This window comes from Mesorhizobium sp. WSM4871 (genome assembly GCF_055811295.1).
In genome coordinates this window covers 1-250 of record NZ_JBVVPU010000077.1, presented here as the reverse complement: position 1 = coordinate 250, position 250 = coordinate 1, and the positions used below count along the sequence as shown (strand labels likewise).

Genomic DNA, 250 nt, shown 5'->3' with positions numbered 1-250 from the left:
TCAGCGATCAGCTGCTGATCAACGTCAACGGTGGCTTCAAGTACACCTCGGTCAAGTGGACTGCCTATGGCGGCTCCTACGTCTACAGCGATGCCGGCCTCCGGGATTCGGTTGGCGACTTCCCAGGAGGCACAAAGGTCATCAGCTATCAGCAAAACTTGCCGGTCGCCTTTGCCGGCATCGATGCGACCTATGTCAAGGATCGCTGGAACTTCGGCTTTGCGCTGAAGGGCGGCATGACCTTCTCGGC

Annotated in this window: 1 protein-coding gene; it reads left to right on the top strand. The window is 58.4% G+C overall.

Features of this window, described 5'->3' with window-relative positions; genetic code table 11:
- Nucleotides 1–250 (top strand): omptin family outer membrane protease (locus AC0L2H_RS32585; RefSeq protein WP_473593690.1); only part of this gene is annotated, 250 nt, incomplete at both ends.